The following is a 22,793-nucleotide window of genomic DNA, read 5'->3' on the forward strand; positions in this document are numbered from 1 at the left end:
GATCGTAAATCGCGCCCTTGAATGATAAAGCTATTTTATCGATTTTACAGATACAGGGGCCAGACTAACGCGTTACGCCACGTTGCTTTTGCCGCCAGGAAGAGATCGTGAATGTTTACCGGTTGAAAAAGGAGCGTTGATAGCGTATTTTATTGTTATGTTATAACATAATTGAGGGAGCGCAATGAAACCTGATATTCATCCTGTATACCGCACCGTCGTATTTCACGACACCAGCGCAAATGAATATGTGAAAGTGGGATCAACTATCAAAACTGAACGTGAAATCGAACTGGACGGCGTGACATATCCGTATGTCACTATTGATGTGTCATCAAAATCGCATCCTTTTTATACCGGTAGACAGAAAACGTTTGATAGCGAAAGTAGCGCCGCACGCTTCCAGAAACGTTTCGGTCATTTTATCGGCGCTAAACGGGGGTAAATGAAATGCAGGTGTTAAACTCACTTCGCAATGCAAAACAACGGCATCCGGACTGCCAGATAGTCAAACGCAAAGGACGCTTATACGTGATTTGTAAAACAAATCCGCGTTTTAAGGCGGTTCAGGGGCGTAAAAAAAGACGTTAAAAAACCAACAGTTCAGGGGAAGCAGTGCGTACCAGGGAGGGTGCGCACTTTTTTATTACCGGCTGGCTTCTGCGCGGGCCAGCGTAAAAATATCGTAGAAGGAAAGTTCGCCCTTACGGGCAACCATTTTTTGCAGCTGGACTTTATGTTCATTATCCACCTGTGGAGACTGAAGAATCGTCTCAATGAGCGTGGGGGGAACAAAGCGGGTGTTGTACCATTCGCCGTTGTAACAGACCCGGAGGTCCAGCACATCGATGTCGTTATAGTGATAACGCGGGGCGATGTCGAAAAAGAAGAAGCCATTAAATGCGATAAATAACACCACTAACAGCCACACTGACCCCACCAGCGTTTCTGATTGCAGCATGACCGCCAGCGTCGCAAACCAGGCTGCATACATCGCGATAAATAACCCAGGATGCTTGCGGATAAAACTGATACTAAAACGCGGCCTGTTATCGCGTTTTTCACGGACGTTTAAGTCATCAATAGTTTCGCTAAGCAGGCGCTGTATCTCTGTCATCTTTTGCCTTCATGATTTCTGCGACATAGGGTAATAACAGCCCATTTTAAAGGGAGGTGTAACGTGAAAAAAGTAACAGATTAACCACGAATTAGCATAACAGTTATCATTTTAACTACAATTTTTTAATGATTCGCGCCGGGTTTCCGCCTACCACGACGTCTGGCGGTACGTTTTTTGTCACCACAGCGCCTGAAGCGACGACGACGTTATCGCCGATGGTTACGCCAGGATTAACGACGGCTCGTCCGCCTATCCAGACGTTATTTCCGATAGTGACGGGTTTACCTAATTCTCTGCCGCTGTTGCGTTCGACGGCGTCCAGCGGGTGCGTGGCGGTATAGATATGTACCCCTGGCGCGAGCATACAATTATCGCCAATATGAATTGGGCAAACATCAAGCATGACGCAGTCGAAGTTAGCGTAAAAGGAGTGACCAAGAAAAATATTATAGCCGTAGTCGCAACGGAAGGAAGGTTCAATATAGGCGTCTTCGCATCGACCCAACAGGTCGCGTAAAATCGCCTGACGCTTATTTATTTCATCAGGCGTAGTATAATTGTATTGATGGATGAGTTGACGCGCCCGCAGTCGATCCTGGCATAAAGTTTCATCGGTCGGGCAATACAGTGCCCCAGCGATCATTTTTTGTTTTTCGTCACTCATCGCGCGCTCCCCTTGGTGGATATTATCGCAATAGAAGCAATAATAAAGTATTAGAGGGAACGTTCCCTGCTATTGGTATGTGATCTATATCACTGTTCTATAATAGCCCGTTGTGTTATTAGCCAGAACGAGGAGGCAGATAACACCTGCGTGTTCTCTAAAAAGTAATGTAGCGTGATTAACGAATGAATTTCCATACTGAAGAGGGGATCTTGTCGTAGAGTTTGTTCATCGTCAATTCTGCAAGACGGTGATCCGCAGCTGAGTAAAATACAGCCAGCTCATTGTCGGACAATTCATATTTATTTTTCTCAATGACGCGCTCCAGAGTGTCAATTGTCTGACAGCGCCGTAAACGCATCAAATAATCAGTTTTAGTTAATGGTTTATCAGACATAAATTCTACCTATGATTGTAATAATTTTTAACAAGACAAACTAACAGGATTAGCCCTGGTGGCGTTGACGAAACAACGGAACAGGCGGTTGCCCGATTTACGCCATTTTTGCAAATCCTGCGTATTAATACCATAGCTGCTGAACAACATAAAGGTGTCGTCCAGGTATTCATCTATCTGCGCAATCAATTTATTGTCTTCATTGTACTTAATTTTATAATTAAGCGCGAAAGTTGCAATATGCTCTATCAGCTCATTGAGCTGCAGGTTGACTGCTGAGGTCGGGTCATTAACCCAGCCATGGTTGCTTTCTTCAAGGTTTGCAAGACAGTCATGATACAGGGTTTCGCAAAGAAATTTAAGCTGTGCTATATCATGTCTTTTGGGTGAGTATTCGTCCATAATGCATCCCCTTTTTAGTGGCTTAAACTAACCGAACACCTTCGGGATGGATACAACTAACTAACCTGGTACTTCCCACGTCACCTTATGATTTAACTATAATCTACTCTAAAAAACTTTTCATCGTCATATTACGAAAAATTACAATTGCGTGAAAGCCGCGTGTTGCCATACTTTTTCGAATTTTAACAGTGATCGTCGGTCGCCTAAAAAGGAACCAGTTTTATTGTTTGTGTAATCATTGGGTTAACGTTTTTTAGCTTTTCAGGCTAAAACAATAGACTCTGACAGGAGAAAATAGCCAGGAATATTCTTAATATTTCTTAATTAATGGCTGAATTAAGAAATGGCCAACTTTCCTAAGAAAAGCCTTTAACGCAGTAAGGATTATACCTTTTATTAATATGGCAAAAAATAATCAATCTAACAATAAGCGTATTTTATGATTTTTGCGTAAAAAAGGCCGCTTGCGCGGCCTTATCAACAGTGAGCAAATCAGCGATGTTCTGTCGAATGACTATGCTCAATATCTTCGCTTTTACGGCTAAAGCGGCGGCGTACCACCACAAAGAAGACCGGTACGAAGAAAATAGCCAGTACGGTTGCCGTTACCATCCCGCCCAGTACGCCAGTACCTACCGCATTCTGCGCGCCGGAACCCGCGCCGGAACTGATAACCAGCGGCATAACCCCCAGCATGAACGCTAACGAGGTCATCAGAATCGGGCGCAAACGCATCCGAACGGCCTCCAGCGTCGCTTCTACCAGACCTTTCCCTTCTTTATCCATTAAGTCTTTGGCGAATTCGACGATTAGTATCGCGTTCTTCGCCGACAACCCAATGGTTGTGAGCAGGCCCACCTGGAAGTAAACGTCGTTAGTCAGTCCGCGGAAGGTCGCGGCCAGCAGCGCGCCGATAACCCCAAGCGGAACAACCAGCATTACGGAGAACGGGATAGACCAGCTCTCATACAATGCCGCCAGACACAGGAAGACGACGATCAGCGAGATAGCATACAGGGCAGGGGCCTGGTTGCCGGACAACCGCTCCTGGTAGGACATCCCGGTCCAGTCATACCCAATGCCTGACGGCAGCTTGCTGGCCAGTTCTTCCATCATCGCCATCGCTTCACCAGTACTCTTGCCTGGCGCCGCCTGACCCAGAATTTCCATCGAAGGCAGACCGTTATAGCGTTCCAGACGCGGCGAACCATATTCCCAGCGGGAAGAGGAGAATGCGGAGAACGGCACCATCTGACCATCGCTACCACGAACGTACCAGTCGTTAATATCATCCGGCAACATGCGGTATTTCGCTTCGGACATCACGTAAACTTTCTTCACTCGACCGCGATCGATAAAGTCGTTTACATAGCTACCGCCCCATGCTGCGCCCAGCGTGGTATTAATGTCGCTAATAGACACGCCCAGCGCCTGAGCTTTTTCCTGGTCGATGTCGATTTTAAACTGCGGCGTATCTTCCAGGCCGTTAGGTCGAACGCCGACCAGCAGATCAGGATATTTCGCCACCTCGCCGAACAACTGATTACGTGCCTGGGTGAGTTTTTCATGACCAAGTCCCGCCTGGTCAATCAACTCGAAGTCAAACCCGGTTGCGGTGCCCAGTTCAACAATCGCCGGTAGGTTAAAGGCGAAGACCATCGCATCTTTAATTTGTGAAAACGCTGCGGTTGCCCGCTGGGTAATCGCTTCAACCTTGTTTTTTTCGCCTGGACGATCGGCCCAGTCTTTCAACGACACGAATGCAATACCGGTATTCTGACCGCGCCCTGCAAAACCGAAGCCGTTGACGGCGAATACCGATTCAACGTTGGCTTTCTCTTTGTTCAGATAGTAATCCGTGACCTCATCCAGCACTTTTTGCGTGCGCTCTTGCGTCGCGCCGGCGGGGAGCTGGACCATTGTCAGGAATACGCCCTGGTCTTCATCCGGCAAGAAAGAGCTTGGCAGACGAACGAACAGATAAGCCATACCGACGACAATAATGAGATAGAGCAGCAGGTAACGCCCGGTGCTGCGCAGAATATTGCCTACGCTATCGGTGTAGTGATGCGTGCTCTTATCAAACAGGCGGTTAAACCAGCCGAAAAAGCCTTTTTTCCCTTCGCCATGATCGCCTTTGGCGACGGGTTTGAGCATCGTCGCGCACAGCGCGGGCGTCAGGATCAGCGCGACCAGCACCGACAGCGCCATCGCCGATACGATGGTGATAGAGAACTGACGATAAATTGCCCCGGTTGAGCCGCCAAAGAAGGCCATCGGAATAAATACCGCCGACAGTACCATCGCGATACCCACCAATGCGCCCTGAATCTGGCCCATGGATTTGCGCGTCGCTTCCTTCGGCGGAAGGCCTTCTTCCGTCATAACACGTTCGACGTTCTCGACCACCACGATGGCGTCATCCACCAGCAAGCCGATGGCGAGCACCATCCCGAACATCGTCAGCGTGTTTATCGAGAAACCGAATGCCGCAAGTACGGCAAAGGTTCCCAACAACACCACCGGAACCGCAATAGTCGGAATCAACGTTGCGCGGAAGTTCTGCAGGAACAGGTACATCACCAGGAACACGAGGATAATCGCTTCGACCAGCGTTTTTACCACTTCATGAATAGAGATCTTCACGAACGGCGTGGTGTCATACGGGTAGACGATTTTCATCCCTGGCGGGAAGAACGGTTCCATTTTTTTCAGTTCGGCGCGAATAGCGGTAGCGGTATCCAGCGCGTTGGCGCCGGTAGCCAGTTTGATGCCAAGACCTGACGCTGGCTGACCGTTAAATTTCGCGATGACGTCGTAGTTTTCGCCGCCAAGCTCAATTTTCGCTACATCCCGCAGACGAACCTGAGAGCCATCCTGATTCACCTTCAGCAGGATTTTGCCAAACTCATCCGTTGAGGTCAGACGCGTTTGGGCAATAATCGATGCGTTAAGCTGCTGGCCTTTTACCGGCGGCGTACCACCGAGCTGACCTGCCGCGACCTGGGCGTTCTGCGCTTTGATCGCGTTAATCACGTCGACCGGCGTCAGTTGGTATTTGGTCAGCTCTGTCGGATTCATCCAGATACGCATCGCATACTGCGAACCAAACAGCTGGACGTCGCCCACCCCAGAGGTACGGCTGATCGGATCTTTCATATTGGCGGCAACGTAATCCGAAATATCCTCCTGGGTCATGGTGCCGTCGGTGTTAATGACGCCCACTACCATCAGGAAGCTACTTGAGGACTTCTCAACGCTCACGCCCTGTTGCTGTACTTCTTGGGGAAGTAACGGCATTGCCAGTTGCAACTTGTTCTGAACCTGAACCTGCGCGATATCCGCATCGGTGCCGGATTCAAAGGTCAGAGTGATCTGCACGGTCCCCGTGGAGTCACTGTTGGAGGACATATACATCAGGTTATCGATACCGTTCATATTCTGTTCGATAACCTGCGTGACGGTATCCTGTACCGTTTTCGCATCAGCGCCAGGGTAGGTTGCGGAGATCGTCACTGCTGGTGGCGCAATCGTCGGATATTGCGCTACCGGCAATTTGAGGATCGCGAGCCCCCCTGCCAACATGATGATGATGGCGATCACCCACGCAAATATAGGGCGATCGATAAAGAAATTAGGCATGTCTTAACGGCTCCTGTTTAAGTTAAGACCTGGGCTGAGCAGGTTGATCACCGCTTGCGGCTTGCTGTTTGTTATCCGCGGTAATTTCCTGCACTTTAACCTGTGCGCCAGGACGTACTTTTTGCAGCCCGCTGACGACTACGCGGTCGCCCGCTTTCAACCCGTCAGTCACCAGCCACTTATCGCCGATCGCCTGGCTTGCGACGATTTGGCGGGTTTCCACTTTGTTATCAGCGCCAACCACCAGCACCGTGGCATCGCCGCGTGGAGTACGGGTAACGCCCTGTTGTGGAACCAGTAATGCCGTCGGTTTTGTCCCTTCCTGCAGACGTGCGCGAACGAACATTCCTGGCAATAAGGTGTGATCCGGGTTAGGGAAGATGGCGCGCAAAGTAATAGACCCGGTGCTTTGGTCAACGGTCACGTCGGAGAACTCAAGCGTACCGGACTGCGGGAATTTGATACCGTCGCTGGTCACCAGATCGACCTTCGCTTTGCCGTTTTCCTGCTTCAGCGAACCATTTGCCAGCTCCTGCTTCAGGCGCAGGAAGTCATTGCTGGACTGGGTCACATCGACATAAATAGGGTCCAACTGCTGCACTGTCGCCAGCGCCGACGCCTGACCGTTCTGTACCAGCGCGCCTTCCGTTACGGACGACTTACCAATACGACCGCTAATCGGCGAGGTGACTTTGGTATACGCCAGGTTGATACGTGCGGTTTCAACGGCGGCTTTTGCTGCGACAACGGCGGCAGTCGCTTGTTGCGCGTCAGCCAGCGCCTGATCGTATTCCTGCTTACTGATGTACTGCGTACCCAGCAGCTTTTGATAACGCTTCACCGTCAGTTCAGCGATATTCGCGGCGGCCTGCGCTTTTGCCAGATCGCCCTTAGCGCTGTCGTAAGTCGCCTGGTAGGTCGCAGGATCAATCTGATAGAGAGAGACTCCCGCTTCAATATCACTTCCCTCAACGAAATTACGCTTCAGGATAATGCCGCTTACCTGCGGGCGAACTTCGGCGATACGGTAAGCAACGGTACGACCCGGAAGTTCAGTTGTGATTTGCAGTGGTTCCGTTTTTAGTGTGACAACCCCAACTTCTGGCATCTGCTGGCCGCCTTGCTGGTCCTGTTTGTCGTCACATCCTGTTAGCGCTAAGCTGCCTGAGAGCATCAGAACGACCGCCAGAGGCGTTAACCCTCTGTTTTTGTTCATATGTAAACCTCGAGTGTCCGATTTCAAATTGGTCAATGGTCAAAGGTCCTTAAACCCATTGCTGCGTTTATATTATCGTCGTGCTATGGTACATACATCCATAAATGTATGTAAATCTAACGCCTGTAAATTCACCGACATATGGCACGAAAAACCAAACAACAAGCGCTGGAGACACGACAACACATCCTGGATGTGGCCCTGCGTTTGTTCTCGCAGCAAGGCGTATCAGCAACCTCGCTGGCGGAGATTGCGAACGCTGCTGGCGTGACGCGCGGCGCAATCTATTGGCATTTCAAAAATAAGTCGGATTTATTCAGTGAGATCTGGGAGCTATCAGAATCCAATATTGGTGAGCTTGAGATTGAGTATCAGGCAAAATTCCCCGACGATCCACTATCTGTATTAAGAGAAATTTTAGTTCATATTCTTGAAGCTACTGTAACAGAAGAACGACGCCGCTTATTGATGGAGATTATATTCCATAAATGTGAGTTTGTCGGAGAAATGGTTGTGGTTCAACAGGCGCAACGTAGCCTTTGTCTGGAAAGTTACGATCGGATTGAACAAACGTTAAAACATTGTATTAATGCTAAAATGCTGCCTGAAAATCTGCTGACTCGTCGTGCGGCGATACTGATGCGCAGCTTTATTTCAGGGCTCATGGAAAACTGGTTATTTGCTCCGCAATCGTTTGATTTAAAAAAAGAAGCTCGCGCCTACGTCACGATCCTGCTGGAGATGTATCAATTGTGTCCGACGCTGCGCGCGTCGACGGTCAACGGCTCCCCCTGATAATATTCCAGGAAAACTCCTGGACATTTTCTGTGTCGCTATTCTGTTTGTTACAGGCGTGATATTCTTGCGACTCAATTATTTCCGGTCTGCTTGCCGGTTCAGACACTTCATTCTCATGACTATGTTGCAGCTTTATAAACGTTCACAGCATTTTGTTTTTATTACAATTAGCGTCCTTATTATCCTGCTGTCCTGTCAGTCTCTGGCTTTTGCCCGGGGGCAAACGAATGGCGACCTGCCGTCAAAAGCGGATGTGCAAAACCAGCTGGATACGCTGAATAAGCAAAAAGATCTCTCCGCCCAGGATAAGCTCGTCCAGCAGGACCTTATTGATACGTTAGCTACGCTGGAGAAAATCGAGCGGGTAAAAGAGGAGACCGTACAGCTACGGCAGAAGGTGGCGCAGGCGCCTGAAAAAATGCGTCAGGCGACGGCTGCGTTGAATGCGCTGAGCGACGTCGATAATGATGATGAAATGCGAAAAACGCTGAGTGCGCTTTCGCTACGTCAGCTTGAGCTGCGCGTGGCGCAGGTACTGGATGATTTGCAAAATTCGCAAAACGATCTTGCCGCTTATAACAGCCAGCTTGTTTCGCTACAGACCCAGCCTGAGCGCGTGCAAAACGCCATGTATACCGCCTCACAGCAAATACAGCAAATCCGTAACCGTCTGGACGGCAATAACGTCGGCGAAGCCGCGCTTCGCCCCAGCCAACAGGTGTTATTACAGGCACAACAGGCGCTGCTTAATGCGCAGATCGACCAGCAACGTAAGAGTCTTGAAGGGAATACCGTTTTGCAGGACACCCTGCAAAAACAGCGGGATTACGTGACGGCCAACAGTAATCGCCTTGAACATCAGCTTCAACTTTTACAGGAGGCGGTCAACAGTAAACGACTTACGCTAACGGAAAAAACGGCCCAAGAGGCCATTTCGCCGGACGAAACGGCGCGTATCCAGGCAAACCCACTGGTAAAACAGGAACTGGATATTAACCATCAACTCAGCCAGCGTCTGATTGTCGCGACCGAAAACGGCAATATGTTGATGCAGCAAAACATTAAAGTAAAAAACTGGCTCGATCGCGCGCTGCAGTCGGAAAGAAATATCAAAGAACAGATTGCCGTCTTAAAAGGCAGCCTGTTGCTGTCGCGTATTCTTTATCAACAGCAGCAAACTCTGCCCTCCGCCGACGAACTCGAAGATATGACCAACCGCATTGCGGATTTGCGTCTGGAGCAGTTTGAAATCAACCAGCAGCGTGATGCCTTATTCCAAAGCGATGCCTTTGTCGACAAGCTGGAGGAGGGGCATACCAGCGAGGTGAATGATGAAGTTCATGATGCGTTGCTTCAGGTGGTGGAGATGCGCCGTGAGCTATTGGATCAGCTAAATAAACAGTTGGGTAACCAGCTGATGATGGCGATTAACCTGCAAGTTAACCAGCAGCAGTTGATGAGCGTATCGAAAAATCTGAAAGCCATTCTGACGCAGCAGATTTTTTGGGTGAACAGTAACCGCCCTATGGACTGGGACTGGCTTAAAGCGTTCCCCCAAACGTTAAAAGAGCAATTCAGCGCCATGAAAATCACGGTGAACTGGCAAAAAGCCTGGCCCGCGGTATTTATTGCTTTTTTGGCCGGGTTGCCGCTCTTGCTCATCGCCGGTTTAATCCGCTGGCGTCTGAAATGGTTAAAAGCGTATCAACAGAAGCTGGCCGCCGCCGTGGGATCGCTGCGTAACGATAGTCAGCTCAATACGCCAAAAGCTATTCTGATCGATCTGATCCGCGCGCTGCCGGTGTGCCTGATTATCCTCGCGCTTGGACTGATCCTGCTGACCATGCAGCTAAATATCAGCGATCTGCTCTGGGCCTTTAGTAAAAAGCTCGCGATGTTCTGGCTGGTCTTTGGGCTGTGCTGGAAGGTGCTGGAAAAAGAGGGCGTGGCAATACGCCATTTCGGTATGCCAGCGCAGTTGACCAGCCACTGGCGTCGCCAGATTGTACGCATTAGCCTCGCATTGCTGCCGCTGCACTTTTGGTCTGTGGTGGCGGAGTTGTCGCCGCTGAATCTGATGGATGACGTGCTGGGGCAGGCGGTTATTTTCTTCAATCTGCTGGTCATAACATTGCTGGTGTGGCCACTGTGCCGGGAAAGCTGGCGCGATAAAGAATCTCACGGCATTCGACTGGTGACCGTGACGATTCTTTCCATTATTCCGGTGGCGTTAATGGTATTAACGGCGACCGGCTATTTCTATACCACCCTGCGCCTGGCGGGGCGCTGGATTGAAACCGTCTATCTGGTCATTATCTGGAACCTGCTTTATCAAACGGTGCTGCGCGGGTTAAGCGTAGCGGCGCGCCGGATTGCCTGGCGACGCGCGCTGGCTCGTCGTCAGAATCTGGTAAAAGAGGGAGCGGAAGGCGCGGAGCCACAGGAAGAACCCGCCATCGCGTTGGAGCAGATTAACCAGCAAACATTACGTATCACGATGCTGCTAATGCTTGCCCTGTTCGGCGTTATGTTCTGGGCGATTTGGTCCGATTTGATCACCGTATTCAGCTACCTTGATAGCATCACGCTGTGGCACTACAACGGCTCCGAAGCTGGCGCTGCGGTGGTGAAAAGCGTGACGATGGGCAGCTTGCTATTCGCCATTATTGCCGCGATGGTGGCCTGGGCGCTCATCCGCAACTTACCCGGCCTGTTGGAAGTGCTGGTGCTTTCACGCCTGAATATGCGCCAGGGGGCTTCGTATGCGATCACCACGATCCTTAACTACGTCATTATCGCTGTTGGCGCGATGACAGTATTCGGATCGCTCGGCGTCTCGTGGGATAAACTCCAGTGGCTGGCGGCGGCGTTGTCGGTAGGTCTCGGTTTTGGGCTACAGGAGATCTTCGGTAACTTTGTTTCGGGTTTAATCATCCTCTTCGAACGTCCGGTACGCATTGGCGATACGGTAACGATCGGCACCTATTCCGGTACGGTCAGTAAGATTCGTATTCGCGCCACCACTATTACCGATTTTGATCGTAAAGAAGTGATCATTCCGAACAAAGCATTCGTAACGGAGCGGCTGATTAACTGGTCCCTCTCCGATACCACGACACGTCTGGTGATCCGGCTTGGCGTGGCTTATGGCTCGGATCTGGAGAAAGTGAAAAGAGTCCTGCTACAGGCGGCGATGGAGCATCCGAAGGTGATGCACGATCCGGAACCTGCCGTATTCTTCACCACCTTTGGCGCCAGCACGCTGGATCATGAACTGCGTCTGTACGTGCGTGAATTGCGCGATCGTAGCCATACGGTGGATGAACTGAACCGCGCGATCGATCGACTATGCCGTGAAAATGATATCAATATCGCCTTTAACCAGCTTGAGGTGCATCTGCATAACGCGAAGGGTGACGAAGTCACTGAAGTGAAGCGCGATCTCAACGGCGGCGATCTGGCGCCTACGGCAAGCTAAAAGGCGGTGGGCTGCGCGCTTTATGAGTGCGCGCGGCGCCGCTAATGCGAAAGCGTAGAAAGCTCTTCCGGCGTAATGCCGGTGACGCTGGCGATGAGCCCAGGTTCCAGCCCGTTGGCAAGCATTTTGCGGGCAATAGCGCGCGCTTCGGCCTCTCGGCCTTGTGCTAACCCTTGCTCAAGGCCTTTTTGCAGGCCCTTTTGCAACCCTTCCGTTCGGCCTTTTTCTTCCAGCCATTCCGCTATTGTCATCAGTTGTTCCTTATACTGCGGCGCGCCCTGCGCCAGTTGACGAATCAGCGCTCCGGGTTCTGCGGCGTTTCCTGCTTTCAACATATAGTTGATTAGTACACTGAGCTGCGTGTCCGTCAAATGATCCTGCGTTAAAAGCGTGATAAGGGGGTCGAGCAGTTCGCTTAAATCGCGTTGACGAATATGTTTTTGCAGGAGCTCTAACATCGCTATCCGCCGATGCTGCAAAAGCTGATTATCCGGCATTGTCGTCAGGTCGACCAGCGCAAATTCATGACTGTATAAGGCCTTCGCCATATCCGGTTTCACAAACATATTATGCCAGTTAAGGCTATAGGGCCACGGGCTTTCCGGACCGTGATAAAAGAGGATTGGCACCACCAGCGGCAAGGTATCATGACCGGCATCCAGATGACGCTGCATGGCGGCAATGGCGTACCGCATCAGGCGAAAAGCCATCAGCCGGTCTGATTTGCTCTGATGTTCAATGAGCGCGTAAACATACCCGAGGCCGTGTTGGGTATGCAGAGAGTAGAGAATATCTGAATAGCGGCTGCGTAAATTGTCTTCAACAAAACTCCCTGACTCCAGCTTCAGTGAATCCAGATCGCAGATTGCAAGAAAGGCTTCTGGCAAGTGGATAGCCAGAAAGTCGCGGGCGACCTCTTTTTGCATCAGCATTTGTCGAAATACCGCATCGTGCGGCGTGGTGGGTAGACGTTCCATGACCCATCCCTTGTTGCCTGACTGTAGCGACCACTCTGTCAGCGACAACGAGGACAAACCAGAGGGCAATTACTCTGTTTGCGAGTCGTCTTCCGTACTTTTTAACTTGTTTTCATAATCTCGCATAACTATTTCCAGCGCGCGTAGCACCGTTCGTGCCGGTAAGCGATTCTCTTCAAGCAGCACAATTAAATCCACGGCCAGTTTGACTTCATCAGGGGCATTTTCAAGCGACATACTTTCTCCAGGATTAACGGGTTAAACGCGCCAGTACGTTTTCTATTTTCTCCAGCGCATGTCGGCAACGCGCCAGCCGTCCTTCATAGATCTCGACTTCCTTTTGCAGCGTTTGTTGTTCGACAAGGCCGGTCGCCTGCGCCAGACGAATTTTGCGCTCCTGTGTCATCGCCAGTAGTCGACGTTCAAACTCCTGATGCTGTATTCGTCTGCGCTGCCAACGGCCAAGCCCTGGTGCGGCGGTGTCCCACTGGCGCAGCGACCAGGCGGCGGTTTCACGCGATATCGCCTCCAGTTGCGAAGCCAGATGTTCCGCCAGCCAGGCGACTTGCGGCAGCTGCTCATGTTTTACCGCCTGACGCAACGCGGCGAGATTGGCGTCAGCCTCTTCCAGATATCCCTGCAACAGAGTACTGCGGGTACGGAAAAGGTGTCGGTCAAAGCGCGCGCTTAACGTCGCATGTTGCGCCAGCGGCGCGCAGCGTTGGCGTAGCGTCGCCAGCCTCTCTTCCAGCGTCTGTAACAGCATAGCGGTTTTCAATTCAACACCCCGATGAAAATAAGACAGGCTGTGCTACAGTAGCCTTCTGTTTGATAACGATTCGCATTATGCAACGTACTATTTTAATCATCATTGGCTGGCTGGCGGTAGTATTAGGGACACTGGGCGTGGTTTTGCCCCTGTTGCCGACTACGCCGTTCATTTTACTGGCGGCCTGGTGTTTCGCCCGCTCGTCGCCGCGTTTCCATGCCTGGTTGTTATACCGCTCATGGTTTGGCGGTTATCTGCGCCACTGGCAGCGCTATCGGGCCATGCCGCCGGGAGCGAAACCGCGAGCGATCGCGTTGATATTGCTGACCTTTGGTATTTCGCTGTGGCTGGTGAATATGATGTGGGTGCGGGTGCTGCTGTTGGTTATTTTGGCCTGTCTGCTGATTTTTATGTGGCGGATACCGGTGATTGATGAAAAGCAACAAAAGCGCTGAAGCACACGAATCGCTGTTGCAATTGTCGTTCACAGCCAGTAAATTCGACCGTTTTCGAGCACAGGCGCAGGCGGTCAAAGAGTAACCGAGCGTTACCCCTGACCGAAAAGTATTGCGCCGTGAGTAACACCGTACTTAGCAGGCATATATCCATGACCGCGACTGCACAGCAGCTTGAGTTTCTCAAAAACAGCATCAAAAGCATTCAGGATTACCCGAAACCGGGCATTCTTTTCCGTGATGTCACCAGCTTACTGGAAGACCCGAAAGCCTACGCGCTCAGTATTGAACTGTTGGTTGAGCGTTATAAAAATGCGGGTATCACCAAAGTGGTCGGCACCGAAGCGCGTGGCTTCCTGTTTGGCGCGCCGGTTGCGCTTGGGCTGGGCGTTGGTTTTGTTCCGGTACGTAAACCGCGCAAATTACCGCGTGAAACTATTGCCGAGACCTATGAATTAGAGTACGGCACCGATCAGCTGGAAATTCATGTCGACGCGATTAAACCTGGCGACAACGTGCTGGTCGTGGACGATCTGCTGGCGACTGGCGGCACCATTGAGGCGACCGTGAAGCTGATCCGTCGTCTGGGCGGGAAAGTCACCGATGCGGCGTTCATCATTAATTTGTTCGATCTGGGCGGCGAGCAGCGTCTGGAAAAGCAGGGGATTACCTGTTATAGCCTGGTGCCGTTTCCAGGGCATTGATTCAGGCTATCCGCACTGCTATTTTAGCCAGAGAGACAACCTCGCTGTATCGGCGAGGTTGTGTTAGCATTACCCTTCTATGAATCCACCTTCCAGCGTTTCAGAGCCTGCCAATGAGTTATCAGGTCTTAGCCAGAAAATGGCGCCCACAAACCTTTGCTGACGTCGTCGGCCAGGAACATGTGCTGACCGCACTGGCGAACGGCTTGTCGTTAGGGCGCATTCATCACGCATATCTTTTTTCCGGCACGCGCGGCGTCGGTAAAACCTCTATCGCCCGACTGCTGGCGAAGGGGCTGAACTGCGAAACCGGTATTACCGCGACGCCGTGCGGCGTTTGCGATAACTGTCGGGAAATTGAGCAGGGGCGTTTTGTCGATCTCATTGAGATTGACGCCGCATCGCGTACCAAAGTCGAAGACACCCGCGACCTGCTGGATAACGTCCAGTACGCGCCTGCGCGCGGTCGCTTTAAAGTCTATCTGATCGATGAAGTCCACATGCTGTCGCGCCACAGCTTTAATGCGCTACTTAAAACGCTTGAAGAGCCGCCAGCGCATGTGAAATTTTTACTGGCGACCACCGATCCGCAGAAGCTGCCGGTGACCATTTTGTCGCGCTGCCTACAGTTTCATCTCAAAGCGCTGGATGTTGAACAGATTCGCCATCAGCTTGAGCATATTCTCAATGAGGAACATATCGCTCACGAACCCCGCGCGTTGCAGTTGTTATCGCGTGCGGCTGACGGCAGCCTGCGCGATGCATTAAGTCTGACTGACCAGGCGATCGCCAGCGGCGACGGGCAGGTTTCGACGCAGGCGGTAAGCGCCATGCTCGGTACGCTGGACGACGACCAGGCTTTGTCATTAGTCGAGGCGGTGGTTGACGCTAACGGCGAACGCGTCATGTCGCTTATCAACGAGGCGGCGGCGCGCGGTATTGAATGGGAAGCGCTGCTGGTCGAAATGCTTAACCTGCTGCACCGTATTGCGATGGTGCAACTTTCGCCTGCCGCGTTAGGCAGCGATATGGCGGCTATCGAGCAACGGATGCGCGAACTTGCCCGGACGGTGCCTCCCGGCGATCTTCAGCTCTATTATCAGACGTTGTTGATTGGTCGCAAAGAATTGCCCTGGGCGCCGGACCGGCGGATGGGCGTTGAAATGACGTTACTGCGTGCGCTGGCGTTTCACCCGCGTATGCCCTTGCCGGAGCCTGAAACGCCGCGGCAGTCTTTTGCGCCCGTGGCCCCAACGGCGGTAATGACGCCGCCGCAGGTGCAGCAGCCGTCGGCGCCCGCGCCGCAGACATCGCCAGCGCCGCTGCCGGCGTCTACCAGTCAGGTGCTGGCGGCGCGCAATCAGCTACAGCGCGCGCAGGGAGTAACCAAAACAAAAAAGAGTGAACCGGCAGCCGCATCCCGCGTGCGGCCGGTGAATAACTCTGCGCTGGAGCGGCTGGCCTCGGTTTCGGAGCGCGTACAGGCGCGCCCGGCGCCGTCTGCGCTGGAAACGGCGCCAGTAAAGAAAGAGGCTTATCGCTGGAAGGCCACCACGCCGGTAGTACAAACCAAAGAAGTGGTGGCTACGCCAAAAGCGCTTAAGAAAGCTCTGGAGCATGAAAAAACGCCGGAGCTGGCGGCTAAACTGGCGGCGGAAGCGATTGAGCGCGATCCGTGGGCGGCGCAGGTAAGCCAGCTTTCTTTGCCTAAGCTGGTGGAGCAGGTGGCGCTCAATGCCTGGAAGGAGCAGAACGGCAACGCGGTTTGTCTGCATCTGCGCTCGACGCAGCGGCACCTCAATTCCAGCGGCGCGCAGCAAAAGCTGGCGCAAGCGCTCAGCGATCTGACGGGAACGACGGTTGAACTGACCATCGTTGAAGATGATAATCCCGCGGTGCGTACGCCGCTGGAATGGCGTCAGGCCATTTATGAAGAGAAACTCGCGCAAGCGCGTGAGTCAATTATTGCGGATAATAACATTCAGACGCTGCGTCGATTCTTCGACGCCGAGCTGGATGAAGAGAGTATCCGCCCCATTTGATCGTAAGCCTGGCTTGCGATTGTGAACCATCAAGAGAGAGAGCTTATGTTTGGAAAAGGCGGTCTGGGCAATCTGATGAAGCAGGCCCAGCAGATGCAGGAAAAAATGCAGAAAATGCAGGAAGAGATTGCGCAGCTGGAAGTGACCGGCGAATCCGGCGCGGGTCTGGTGAAGGTTACCATCAACGGCGCGCATAACTGCCGCCGCGTGGAAATTGACCCAAGCCTGCTGGAAGATGACAAAGAGATGCTGGAAGATCTGGTCGCTGCGGCCTTCAACGATGCGGCGCGCCGCATTGAAGAGACGCAAAAAGAGAAGATGGCTTCCGTCTCTTCCGGTATGCAACTGCCGCCAGGCTTTAAGATGCCATTCTGATGCAAACCAGTCCGCTGTTAACTCAGCTTATGGAAGCGTTGCGCTGCCTTCCGGGCGTCGGCCCTAAGTCGGCGCAGCGGATGGCGTTTACCCTGTTGCAGCGCGATCGCAGCGGCGGAATGCGCCTGGCGCAGGCGCTGACCCGGGCGATGTCGGAAATCGGCCACTGCGCCGACTGCCGCACCTTTACCGAGCAGGATGTCTGTAATATCTGCTCGAACCCGCGGCGTCAGGAAAACGGCCAGATTTGCGTGGTGGAGAGTCCTGCGGATATCTACGCCATTGAGCAGACCGGGCAATTTTCCGGGCGGTATTTCGTGCTGATGGGCCACCTGTCGCCGCTGGACGGCATCGGGCCGGATGATATCGGTCTCGATCGTCTGGAACAGCGGCTGGCGTCAGAAAAAATCAGTGAGCTGATCCTCGCGACCAACCCGACGGTTGAAGGGGAGGCTACCGCGAACTATATTGCCGAGCTGTGCGCGGAGGCCGGCGTCGAAGCCAGTCGTATCGCCCACGGCGTGCCGGTTGGCGGCGAACTGGAGATGGTCGACGGTACGACGCTGTCCCACTCGCTGGCGGGACGCCATAAGATTATTTTCTGAACAAACGGAGGCGGCATTCGCGGCCTCCGCTTGAAATCACACCCGATTGTCCCCATCTCACCCTCAACGTATTTTTACCATTAAAAATGGCATTGTTGAGGTCTATCCACATGAAAGGACAAGAAACGCGTGGTTTTCAGTCAGAAGTTAAACAGCTTCTGCATCTGATGATCCATTCTCTTTATTCCAATAAAGAAATCTTCCTGCGTGAACTCATCTCTAACGCCTCAGATGCGGCGGACAAGCTGCGTTTCCGCGCTCTGTCAAACCCGGACCTGTATGAAGGAGATGGCGAGCTGCGTGTGCGCGTCTCTTTCGATAAAGATAAGCGTACGTTGACCATTGCCGATAACGGCGTGGGGATGAATCGTGATGAGGTGATTGACCACTTAGGCACCATTGCCAAGTCCGGCACCAAATCTTTCCTCGAATCAATGGGGTCCGATCAGGCGAAAGATAGCCAGCTCATTGGTCAGTTTGGCGTAGGCTTCTACTCCGCGTTTATTGTGGCCGATAAAGTGACCGTACGTACTCGTGCGGCAGGCGACAAGCCGGAAAATGGCGTGTTCTGGGAATCGGCAGGTGAAGGCGAATACACCGTTGCCGATATCACCAAAAATGACCGTGGTACGGAAATCACCTTACACCTGCGTGAAGGCGAAGATGAATTCCTCGATGACTGGCGCGTACGCTCGATTATCAGTAAATATTCCGATCACATCGCATTGCCGGTAGAGATTGAAAAACGGGAAGAAAAAGACGGCGAAACCGTGATTTCCTGGGAGAAAATCAACAAGGCTCAGGCGTTGTGGACCCGCAACAAGTCGGAAATTAAAGACGACGAGTACAACGAGTTTTACAAGCACATCGCGCATGATTTCACCGATCCGCTGACCTGGAGCCACAACCGCGTGGAAGGTAAGCAGGAGTACACCAGCCTGCTGTATATCCCGTCGCAGGCACCGTGGGATCTGTGGAACCGCGATCACAAACATGGTCTGAAGTTGTACGTACAGCGCGTGTTCATTATGGACGATGCCGAGCAGTTCATGCCGAACTATCTGCGTTTCGTGCGCGGCCTGATTGATTCTAATGACCTGCCGTTGAACGTCTCCCGTGAAATCCTGCAGGACAGCACGGTAACGCGTAATCTGCGTAGCGCTCTGACCAAACGCGTCCTGCAAATGCTGGAAAAACTGGCGAAAGACGACGCGGAAAAATACCAAACTTTCTGGAAACAGTTCGGTCTGGTGCTGAAAGAAGGTCCGGCGGAAGATCACGCCAACCAGGAAGCGATCGCTAAACTGTTGCGCTTTGCCTCCACCCATACCGACTCTTCCGCCCAGACCGTGTCGCTGGAAGATTACGTCTCCCGGATGAAAGAAGGGCAGGAAAAAATCTACTACATCACCGCAGACAGCTATGCGGCGGCGAAAAACAGCCCGCACCTGGAGCTGCTGCGTAAGAAAGGCATCGAAGTGCTGCTGCTCTCCGATCGCATCGATGAGTGGATGATGAACTACCTGACCGAGTTTGACGGTAAAGCATTCCAGTCGGTCGCTAAAGCCGATGAGTCCATCGAAAAACTGGCGGATGAAGTCGACGAAAACGCGAAAGAAGCGGAAAAGGCGCTTGAGCCGTTCGTGGAGCGTGTCAAAACCCTGCTGGGCGATCGCGTGAAAGAGGTGCGTCTGACGCACCGTTTAACCGATACGCCGGCGATTGTCACCACCGATGCGGATGAAATGAGCACCCAGATGGCGAAACTGTTCGCCGCGGCCGGTCAGTCCGTGCCGGAAGTGAAATACATCTTTGAGCTCAACCCGGATCATGTGCTGGTTAAACGCACTGCCGATACCGAGGATGAAGCGCAGTTTAAAGAGTGGGTCGAGCTGCTGCTGGATCAGGCGCTGTTCGCTGAACGCGGTACGCTGGAAGATCCGAACCAGTTTATCCGCCGTATGAACCAGTTGCTGGTGTCCTGATAACGCTCATCTGATTGCCGGATAGCGACGCGAAGCATCTTATCCGGCCTACGGACGGGTACTGTTTGTAGGCCGGATAAGCGCCAGCGCCATCCGGCATTTTTTATAATACCTTCTCTTTTCTGGATTTCTCTTCGTTAACCGTTTCAGCATCAGGCGGCTTCCTTGAGCGAAATGCGTGATGGTGGTATCGTTTAGCGCTTTTTAAAAAATATCGACAACCTTTGAGGGGATTTTCGTAATGCGTATTATTCTGCTTGGCGCTCCGGGCGCGGGTAAAGGAACTCAGGCTCAGTTCATCATGGAGAAATATGGTATTCCGCAAATCTCCACTGGCGATATGCTGCGCGCCGCAGTGAAATCAGGCTCCGAGTTGGGCAAACAGGCGAAAGATATCATGGACGCCGGTAAACTGGTGACCGATGAACTGGTGATTGCGCTGGTTAAAGAGCGTATCGCCCAGGAAGACTGCCGTAACGGTTTTCTGCTGGACGGTTTCCCGCGCACGATCCCGCAGGCTGACGCGATGAAAGAAGCGGGTATTGTCGTGGATTACGTGCTGGAATTCGACGTACCGGACGAACTGATCGTTGACCGTATTGTGGGTCGTCGCGTACACGCCGCCTCTGGCCGCGTTTACCACGTAAAGTTTAATCCGCCGAAAGTGGAAGGCAAAGATGACGTCACCGGCGAAGATCTGACCACCCGTAAAGACGATCAGGAAGAGACCGTTCGCAAACGTCTGGTGGAATATCATCAGATGACCGCGCCGCTGATTGGCTACTACCAGAAAGAAGCGGAAGCGGGCAACACCAAATACGCTAAAGTTGACGGTACGCAGGCCGTTGCCGACGTGCGCGCAGCGCTGGAAAAAATCCTCGGTTAATTTTTTCGCGTAGTGAAGCACTTATCAGGCCTGCTGTTATCCCGCAAGCCTGATAAGCTAACGCCATCAGGCAATCGGTGCCGGATGGCGGCCTGAACGCCTTATCCGGCCTACTGGCATCGTTAGCGCCATTCGGCAAATTCTCGTCTTACCTCTCGCAGCAATTAGTTCTTCTTTATCACTTTTCCGCTACAATTATCAACAATTTGAATAGATAAGAGGCGGCAATGCGTCAGACGAAAACCGGTATCCTGCTGGCTAACCTTGGCACGCCAGATGCCCCAACTCCCGAAGCGGTAAAGCGCTACCTGAAACAATTTTTAAGCGACAGACGCGTGGTGGATACTCCTCGTCTGCTGTGGTGGCCGCTGCTGCGTGGCGTTATTTTACCGCTGCGTTCGCCGCGCGTCGCGAAACTTTATCAATCTATCTGGATGGATGGCGGTTCGCCGCTCATGGTATATAGCCGCGAACAGCAACAGGCGCTGGCCGCGCGGTTGCCAGACACGCCCGTCGCGCTGGGGATGAGCTACGGCTCGCCCTCGCTGGAAAGCGCTGTCGATGAACTGTTAGCAAGCGACGTCGACCATATCGTCGTGCTGCCGTTGTACCCGCAATACTCTTGCTCAACGGTGGGCGCAGTCTGGGACGAACTGGGGCGGATACTGGCGCGTAAACGTCGTATTCCCGGTATCTCATTTATTCGCGATTACGCGGATGACGGCGCTTATATCGATGCGCTGGCGAAAAGCGCGCGTGAGTCGTTCGCCAGACACGGCGAGCCGGATGTGCTTCTGCTCTCTTATCACGGCATTCCACAACGTTATGCGGATGAAGGCGATGACTACCCGCAGCGCTGTCGCGATACCACGCGCGAACTGGTTTCCGCATTGGGACTGCCGCCGGAAAAGGTAATGATGACGTTCCAGTCGCGCTTTGGCCGTGAACCGTGGCTGACGCCGTACACCGATGAAACGCTAAAAATGTTGGGTGAAAAGGGGACGGGCCATATTCAGGTCATGTGTCCGGGGTTTGCCGCGGATTGTCTGGAGACGCTGGAAGAGATAGCGGAACAGAATCGCGAGATTTTCCTTGAAGCGGGCGGTAAAAAATATGCGTACATTCCGGCGCTGAACGCGACGCCGGAACATATTGATATGATGCTGAAACTCACGGCGCCGTACCGTTAACGCGGCGTCTTCATCCTCGCCATAAAGAAGCGTGCGCCGTCCTGCAAGGCATCGTCGGCGATTGTCATCATTCGCGAATAGTGCAGAAAGGCGTGCAGCGTGCCGGGATACATTTTGTATTCGCAGGGCTGCTGGTGCGCCTGTAATGTCTGGTGCAGCAAGCGGCTGTCATCAATGAGCGGATCAAACTCCGCGCTGGCAATAAAGCAGGGCGGCACATCGCGCGTGAGATCGTTATTAAACAGACAATACCAGGGCGATTCCCGATCTTCATCGTTACGCAGATAGGCCTTTTCGTACATGTCCAGATCTTCACGCGTCAGGCCGTCCCACGCGCCGCCGAACAGACGGCGGCTTACCGAATCTTGCAACCCATACAGCCCATACCACAACAGAATCGCGATAACGTTACCGCAGCGAATGTGCTTATCACGTAGCCAGAGCGCGCTGGCAAGCGCCAGCATGGCGCCTGCGGAATCTCCGGCGAAACCGATTTTCTCCACGTTGAGCGAGTATTCATCGGCATGTTGAGAGAAGTAGCTGCATACCGCGACGGTTTCTTCAATGGCCTGCGGATAACGCGCTTGCGGCGACAGCGAATAATCAATACCGATCACGGTGCAGCCGGTATAACGCGCCAGCAGACGCATTATCCGGTCATGCGTATCCAGATTACCGAGGATAAATCCGCCGCCGTGCAGATAGTATAAGGTGGCCTGACTGGTCGGCTGCGGCGAGTAGAGCCGGGTTGTTACATCGCCATAAGGCGTAGGGACGACGCAGGTGCGGGTGGTCATGGACGGCGCGTCGGCATTCCAGAAACGGCGCTCAAGAAGATAATATTGACGCTGGGTCTCAATATCGCCATCGGCAGGCCAGGGGGGAAGGCCTGGTTGCTGGAAGTTTACGACGGCTTTCATTTCGTCAGACAGTCGGGTGAGTACGGGAATTTTATTTTCCAGCTTCATAAAACGCTCCTTGTGAAAGTGAACCATTGTAAAAAACGCGGCTGGAGAAACTGCGATCTCGTCGTCCGATATTGAAACGCCATCGTCCGTCGCGCGCAGCAGGGGGAATGTGCTACC

General features: G+C 52.6%; 22 protein-coding genes and 1 other annotated feature. Of the genes, 12 read left to right on the forward strand and 10 right to left on the reverse strand.

Going from position 1 to position 22,793, the window contains the following annotated elements:
- Nucleotides 1–184: 184 nt before the first annotated feature.
- A complete protein-coding gene (locus ACLJQD_RS12725) occupies nucleotides 185–445 on the forward strand; it encodes a type B 50S ribosomal protein L31 (RefSeq protein WP_000801415.1) in 261 nt (86 codons plus the stop codon).
- A 5-nt stretch (nucleotides 446–450) separates the two neighbouring features.
- Nucleotides 451–591 carry a type B 50S ribosomal protein L36 gene (ykgO, locus tag ACLJQD_RS12730; protein ID WP_001197749.1) on the forward strand — a complete coding sequence of 47 codons (141 nt, stop codon included), beginning with the start codon at nucleotides 451–453 and terminating at the stop codon, nucleotides 589–591.
- Between the two features lie 55 nt (nucleotides 592–646).
- Here the strand turns inward: ykgO and ACLJQD_RS12735 are convergent, their stop codons facing one another.
- The 6 genes from ACLJQD_RS12735 to acrA form a co-directional block, all read right to left on the reverse strand.
- Nucleotides 647–1,117: a YlaC family protein gene (locus ACLJQD_RS12735; RefSeq protein WP_000136183.1), complete on the reverse strand. Its 471-nt coding sequence runs from the start codon at nucleotides 1,115–1,117 to the stop codon at nucleotides 647–649.
- A 115-nt stretch (nucleotides 1,118–1,232) separates the two neighbouring features.
- On the reverse strand, nucleotides 1,233–1,784 hold the full coding sequence (gene maa / locus ACLJQD_RS12740) for a maltose O-acetyltransferase (RefSeq protein WP_001278793.1): 552 nt from the start codon (nucleotides 1,782–1,784) through the stop codon (nucleotides 1,233–1,235).
- A 178-nt stretch (nucleotides 1,785–1,962) separates the two neighbouring features.
- On the reverse strand, nucleotides 1,963–2,181 hold the full coding sequence (locus tag ACLJQD_RS12745; RefSeq protein ID WP_001280991.1) for an HHA domain-containing protein: 219 nt from the start codon (nucleotides 2,179–2,181) through the stop codon (nucleotides 1,963–1,965).
- Between the two features lie 27 nt (nucleotides 2,182–2,208).
- Nucleotides 2,209–2,583, reverse strand: coding sequence for an Hha toxicity modulator TomB (tomB, locus tag ACLJQD_RS12750; RefSeq protein ID WP_000344807.1), 375 nt, complete (start codon nucleotides 2,581–2,583; stop codon nucleotides 2,209–2,211).
- Nucleotides 2,584–3,078: 495 nt separating this feature from the next.
- Nucleotides 3,079–6,228, reverse strand: a complete 3,150-nt coding sequence (acrB, locus tag ACLJQD_RS12755; protein ID WP_001132508.1) for an efflux RND transporter permease AcrB — start codon at nucleotides 6,226–6,228, stop codon at nucleotides 3,079–3,081.
- 22 nt (nucleotides 6,229–6,250) lie between these two features.
- A complete protein-coding gene (gene acrA / locus ACLJQD_RS12760) occupies nucleotides 6,251–7,444 on the reverse strand; it encodes a multidrug efflux RND transporter periplasmic adaptor subunit AcrA (RefSeq protein WP_001039199.1) in 1,194 nt (397 codons plus the stop codon).
- 141 nt (nucleotides 7,445–7,585) lie between these two features.
- Between acrA and acrR the strand changes: the two genes are divergently transcribed.
- Both acrR and mscK read left to right on the forward strand, forming a co-directional pair.
- Nucleotides 7,586–8,239, forward strand: coding sequence for a multidrug efflux transporter transcriptional repressor AcrR (gene acrR / locus ACLJQD_RS12765; protein ID WP_000101755.1), 654 nt, complete (start codon nucleotides 7,586–7,588; stop codon nucleotides 8,237–8,239).
- A 118-nt stretch (nucleotides 8,240–8,357) separates the two neighbouring features.
- Nucleotides 8,358–11,720 carry a mechanosensitive channel MscK gene (gene mscK, locus ACLJQD_RS12770; protein WP_017441706.1) on the forward strand — a complete coding sequence of 1,121 codons (3,363 nt, stop codon included), beginning with the start codon at nucleotides 8,358–8,360 and terminating at the stop codon, nucleotides 11,718–11,720.
- Nucleotides 11,721–11,761: 41 nt separating this feature from the next.
- Here the strand turns inward: mscK and ACLJQD_RS12775 are convergent, their stop codons facing one another.
- The 3 genes from ACLJQD_RS12775 to priC all read right to left on the reverse strand — a co-directional run bounded on the left by ACLJQD_RS12775 (nucleotide 11,762) and on the right by priC (nucleotide 13,475).
- Nucleotides 11,762–12,697, reverse strand: a complete 936-nt coding sequence (locus ACLJQD_RS12775; RefSeq protein WP_017441707.1) for an Rpn family recombination-promoting nuclease/putative transposase — start codon at nucleotides 12,695–12,697, stop codon at nucleotides 11,762–11,764.
- Nucleotides 12,698–12,766: 69 nt separating this feature from the next.
- Nucleotides 12,767–12,934 (reverse strand): pleiotropic regulatory protein RsmS, encoded by a 168-nt coding sequence (rsmS, locus tag ACLJQD_RS12780; protein WP_000051161.1) that lies wholly within the window; start codon nucleotides 12,932–12,934, stop codon nucleotides 12,767–12,769.
- Nucleotides 12,935–12,947: 13 nt separating this feature from the next.
- Complete coding sequence (gene priC, locus ACLJQD_RS12785; RefSeq protein WP_001519637.1) at nucleotides 12,948–13,475, reverse strand: primosomal replication protein N''; 528 nt, start codon at nucleotides 13,473–13,475, stop codon at nucleotides 12,948–12,950.
- A gap of 68 nt (nucleotides 13,476–13,543) precedes the next feature.
- On the opposite strand from priC, the gene ACLJQD_RS12790 reads away from it, so the two are divergent.
- The 8 genes from ACLJQD_RS12790 to hemH all read left to right on the forward strand — a co-directional run bounded on the left by ACLJQD_RS12790 (nucleotide 13,544) and on the right by hemH (nucleotide 21,708).
- Nucleotides 13,544–13,921: a DUF454 family protein gene (locus ACLJQD_RS12790; RefSeq protein ID WP_001189860.1), complete on the forward strand. Its 378-nt coding sequence runs from the start codon at nucleotides 13,544–13,546 to the stop codon at nucleotides 13,919–13,921.
- A 152-nt stretch (nucleotides 13,922–14,073) separates the two neighbouring features.
- Complete coding sequence (gene apt, locus ACLJQD_RS12795; RefSeq protein WP_000127350.1) at nucleotides 14,074–14,625, forward strand: adenine phosphoribosyltransferase; 552 nt, start codon at nucleotides 14,074–14,076, stop codon at nucleotides 14,623–14,625.
- A gap of 113 nt (nucleotides 14,626–14,738) precedes the next feature.
- On the forward strand, nucleotides 14,739–16,667 hold the full coding sequence (gene dnaX / locus ACLJQD_RS12800; RefSeq protein ID WP_017441708.1) for a DNA polymerase III subunit gamma/tau: 1,929 nt from the start codon (nucleotides 14,739–14,741) through the stop codon (nucleotides 16,665–16,667).
- Nucleotides 16,000–16,064 (forward strand) — a sequence feature (DnaX frameshifting element). It overlaps the preceding gene by 65 nt.
- Before the next feature lie 45 nt (nucleotides 16,668–16,712).
- On the forward strand, nucleotides 16,713–17,042 hold the full coding sequence (locus ACLJQD_RS12805; protein WP_000467098.1) for a YbaB/EbfC family nucleoid-associated protein: 330 nt from the start codon (nucleotides 16,713–16,715) through the stop codon (nucleotides 17,040–17,042).
- Complete coding sequence (gene recR, locus ACLJQD_RS12810) at nucleotides 17,042–17,647, forward strand: recombination mediator RecR (RefSeq protein ID WP_001195023.1); 606 nt, start codon at nucleotides 17,042–17,044, stop codon at nucleotides 17,645–17,647. The genes ACLJQD_RS12805 and recR overlap by 1 nt, the downstream gene beginning before the upstream one ends.
- A 110-nt stretch (nucleotides 17,648–17,757) precedes the next feature.
- Nucleotides 17,758–19,632, forward strand: coding sequence for a molecular chaperone HtpG (htpG, locus tag ACLJQD_RS12815; RefSeq protein WP_001523272.1), 1,875 nt, complete (start codon nucleotides 17,758–17,760; stop codon nucleotides 19,630–19,632).
- A gap of 241 nt (nucleotides 19,633–19,873) precedes the next feature.
- Nucleotides 19,874–20,518, forward strand: coding sequence for an adenylate kinase (gene adk / locus ACLJQD_RS12820; protein ID WP_001220237.1), 645 nt, complete (start codon nucleotides 19,874–19,876; stop codon nucleotides 20,516–20,518).
- A gap of 227 nt (nucleotides 20,519–20,745) precedes the next feature.
- Entirely contained in the window at nucleotides 20,746–21,708 is a 963-nt protein-coding gene (gene hemH, locus ACLJQD_RS12825; RefSeq protein ID WP_001250078.1) for a ferrochelatase, read from the forward strand.
- Here hemH and aes read toward each other — a convergent pair.
- Nucleotides 21,705–22,676 (reverse strand): acetyl esterase, encoded by a 972-nt coding sequence (gene aes / locus ACLJQD_RS12830; protein ID WP_017441709.1) that lies wholly within the window; start codon nucleotides 22,674–22,676, stop codon nucleotides 21,705–21,707. The two genes, hemH and aes, sit on opposite strands and share 4 nt — an antisense overlap.
- Nucleotides 22,677–22,793: the final 117 nt, after the last annotated feature.

This window comes from Salmonella sp. SAL04214 (genome assembly GCF_046550615.1).
Classification (GTDB): domain Bacteria; phylum Pseudomonadota; class Gammaproteobacteria; order Enterobacterales; family Enterobacteriaceae; genus Salmonella; species Salmonella enterica.